Below are 3,533 nucleotides of genomic sequence, written 5' to 3'. Positions count from 1 at the left end.
CCCCCGCACCGGCGGTGCCCGTGCCGGTGCCGGCACCACGGATCGACTCGGGTGGGGCCGCGGCGGGGGGGGCGGGGGGGGGGGGGGGGGGGGGGGGGGCGGGGGGGGGGGGGGGGGCGCCCCCCCCCGCGCCCCGGGGCCGGTCCAGCGATCTGCCCGCGTCCGCCAGCAGCGGCTCGGGCGCGACGCCGCCCCGGCACCACACCTCCTGCGCGTAGCGGTGCAGCCTCAGCAGTTGCCGTACCTGGTGCCAGGGCGCGTCCTGGGCCTCGCCCTCGGACGCGGTGGACAGGCCGTGCACCAGGGCCTCGGCGTTGTACGGGTGGGACGCGCGCGCCAGCGGCAGCGTGGACACCGCGTCCAGGAGCCGGCGTCGGGTCCGCTCGCCCGGCGCATCGAGCGCGTCGGGCGCGGTCGAGGACGCGACCGGGGCGAGCGGTACCTCGGAGGCGAGGACCGCCACCGCGTCGGCCACGGCATGGAAGCGCGACGAGCCGAGCGCCTGGAGCGCGGCCGAGTGGGCGCGGGTCCTGGCGAGCGTCAGCTGCCGGTCGAGCAGGGCCCCGGCCCGGGACGCGCCGACGGTCAGGGCGACGGGTGCGGGCACCGGCACGGGTTCCGCGGGCGCGGGCACCGGTTCCGGGTGCGCGCCGTCGGCCGGGGCGGACCCATTGCCGGGCACGGCGGCGGGGGTGCCCGCGGGCGTGCCCGCCGTACGGGCGGGCGGAACGGCGGCCGAGGCGGTGGCCGGGTCCTGGGCGGGTGCGGTGCCCAGGCCCGAGAGCCGGGAGAGCGCGGCGAGGAGCCGGTGCAGCCGCGCCGTGCACGCGTGTTCCTGCGCGAGCGTGCCGGACAGCCAGGCCAGTTCCGTACGCAGATGGTCCGCCCACCCCGGGTCGAACAGCGCCCGGTAGGTGAACAGCGTGCCGCCGATGCGGCGCGCCGAGGCGCGCAGGGCGCGGGCCGCCTGCTCGCTGGCGGCCGTGTCGGAGCCGCTCTCGCTGTAGGTGCGCAGGCCCCGCAGGAAGTCGCCGGCCTGGGAGTGCAGATACCGGGACAGCACCTCCCCCGCGGCCGTCAGCTGGTCGGTCTCGGCTTCATGGTGCTGCACGCCGGCGCCTCCGGGCGTCAATGAGCATCTCTTGTACGTGCCGCAGGGGCAGCCCCTCCGCGTCCACGGAGTGGCGCCTCCACTCGCCCTCGGGGCCGAGGTGCCACGACGACGTCTTCTCCGACATGCCGGTCTCCAGCAGCCGGGTCAGCGCGGCGCGGTGGGCCGGGTCGGTGACCCGGACGAGGGCCTCTATGCGGCGGTCGAGGTTGCGGTGCATCATGTCGGCGCTGCCGAGCCACACTTCGGGCTCGCCGCCGTTGCAGAAGGCGAACACCCGCGAATGTTCGAGGAAGCGGCCGAGTACCGAGCGCACCCGGATGTTCTCCGAGAGGCCGGGCACGTCCGGGCGGATCGCGCAGATGCCGCGCACCCAGATGTCGACGGGGACGCCGGCCTGCGAGGCCCGGTACAGGGCGTCGATGATCGCCTCGTCCACCATCGAGTTGACCTTGATCTTGATGTAGGCGGGCCGCCCCGCACGGCGGTGCGCGGCCTCCTTGTTGATCCGGGAGATCAGGCCGTCGCGCAGGGATTTCGGCGCGACCAGCAGCCGGCGGTAGGTCTCGCGGCGCGAGTAGCCGGAGAGCCGGTTGAACAGGTCGGACAGGTCGGCGCCCACCTGCGGGTCCGCGGTGAGCAGGCCGAGGTCCTCGTACAGCCGCGCGGTCTTCGGGTGGTAGTTGCCGGTGCCGACGTGGCTGTAGCGGCGCAGGGTGTCGCCCTCCTGCCGTACGACCAGGGACAGCTTGCAGTGGGTCTTCAGGCCGACGAGGCCGTACACGACATGGCACCCGGCCTCTTCGAGCTTGCGCGCCCACTTGATGTTCGCCTGCTCGTCGAAACGGGCCTTGATCTCGACGAGGACGAGGACCTGCTTGCCGGACTCGGCGGCGTCGATCAGCGCGTCCACGATGGGCGAGTCGCCGGACGTCCGGTACAGCGTCTGCTTGATCGCGAGGACGTCCGGGTCGCCGGCCGCCTGCTCCAGAAACGCCTGTACGGACGTCGAGAACGAGTCGTACGGGTGGTGCAGCAGGACGTCGCGCTCGCGCAGCGCCGCGAAGATGTCCGGCGCCGACGCCGACTCGACCTCCGCGAGGTCGCGGTGCACGCCCGCGATGAACCGGGGGTACTTCAGCTCGGGCCGGTCCAGCGACGAGACGCCGAACAGCGCGGTCAGGTCGAGCGGCCCAGGCAGCGGGTAGACCTCGGCGTCGGAGACCTTCAGCTCGCGTACGAGCAGGTCGAGCACGTACGGGTCGATGGACTCCTCGACCTCGAGGCGGACCGGCGGCCCGAAGCGGCGCCGCATGAGCTCCTTCTCCAGCGCCTTGAGGAGGTTCTCCGCGTCGTCCTCCTCGACCTCCAGGTCCTCGTTGCGGGTGACCCGGAACATGTGGTGCGCGAGCACCTCCATGCCGGGGAACAGCTCCTCCAGGTGCGCGGCTATGACGTCTTCCAGGGGCACGTACCGCTGCGGGGACGCCTCCAGGAAGCGCGAGAGCAGCGGCGGCACCTTGACGCGGGCGAAGTGGCGGTGGCCGCTGACGGGGTTGCGCACGACGACGGCGAGGTTGAGCGAGAGGCCCGAGATGTACGGGAAGGGGTGTGCGGGGTCCACGGCGAGGGGCGTGAGGACAGGGAAGATCTGCTGGCGGAAGAGCGTGAACAGGCGCGCCTGCTCCTTCTCGGTCAGCTCGGGCCAGCGCACGATGTGTATGCCCTCGTCGCCCAGGGCCGGGGCGACGTCCTGCTGGTAGCAGGCGGCGTGCCGGGCCATCAGCTCGCGCGAGCGCGTCCAGATCAGGTCGAGCACCTCGCGGGGCTGGAGCCCGGAGGCCGACCGGGTGGCGACGCCGGTCGCGATGCGGCGCTTCAGGCCCGCGACCCGCACCATGAAGAACTCGTCCAGGTTCGACGCGAAGATCGCCAGGAAGTTCGCCCGCTCGAGCAGCGGGGTCGCCGGGTCCTCGGCCAGTTCCAGTACGCGCTCGTTGAACGCGAGCCAGCTGCGCTCACGGTCCAGGAAGCGGCCCTGCGGAAGCGCCTCGGCGCCCTCGGGTACACCGGCCTCCTCGTAGGTGTCGAGGTCGGCGTCGAGATCGGGGTCCAGGTCGGACATGGCGCCCGCGACGGCGCTCGGCCGGTGCGCGGCGATGAATCCCACGGAGGGCTGTGCGGCGGGGCGCTCGGGCTGCTGGGGGTGCTGGACCGGTACCTCGGCGGGCTGCTGACTCATGTCCCCATTCTTCCGCGCGAAGGGGCCGTCGGGCGCGTTGGAGCGAGCAGGGGAGAGGTGGCTCCTGCCGTTCTGGGTGGGGGGCACAGCGGGCTGCATTCAGTGAGGATCGCAAGAGCGGCTGAATGAGCGGTGACGGGGAGATGACGTGAAGGAAAGCGGGGCGGTACTCCCCGGGGG

The 3,533-nt window shown here is 73.3% G+C and carries 2 protein-coding genes; both read right to left on the bottom strand.

All coding sequences use genetic code 11. The features are described from left to right. Positions 1–1,111, bottom strand: a 1,111-nt coding sequence (locus LCE31_RS26275) for a CHAD domain-containing protein (protein WP_225018338.1), incomplete at its 3' end; no start/stop codon positions are given. Next, positions 1,098–3,353: an RNA degradosome polyphosphate kinase gene (locus LCE31_RS26270; RefSeq protein ID WP_225018336.1), complete on the bottom strand. Its 2,256-nt coding sequence runs from the start codon at positions 3,351–3,353 to the stop codon at positions 1,098–1,100. The genes LCE31_RS26275 and LCE31_RS26270, both read right to left, overlap by 14 nt. Positions 3,354–3,533: the final 180 nt, after the last annotated feature.

The organism is Streptomyces sp. 8L (assembly GCF_020176795.1).
Lineage (GTDB): Bacteria > Actinomycetota > Actinomycetes > Streptomycetales > Streptomycetaceae > Streptomyces.
This window is presented reverse-complemented; position numbering and strand designations above follow the sequence as displayed.

Coding starts and splice junctions, on each gene's coding strand:
- LCE31_RS26270 (WP_225018336.1), bottom strand. CDS start 3,353: ATGAGTCAGCAGCCCGCCGAGGTACCGGTCCAGCACCCCCAGCAGCCC.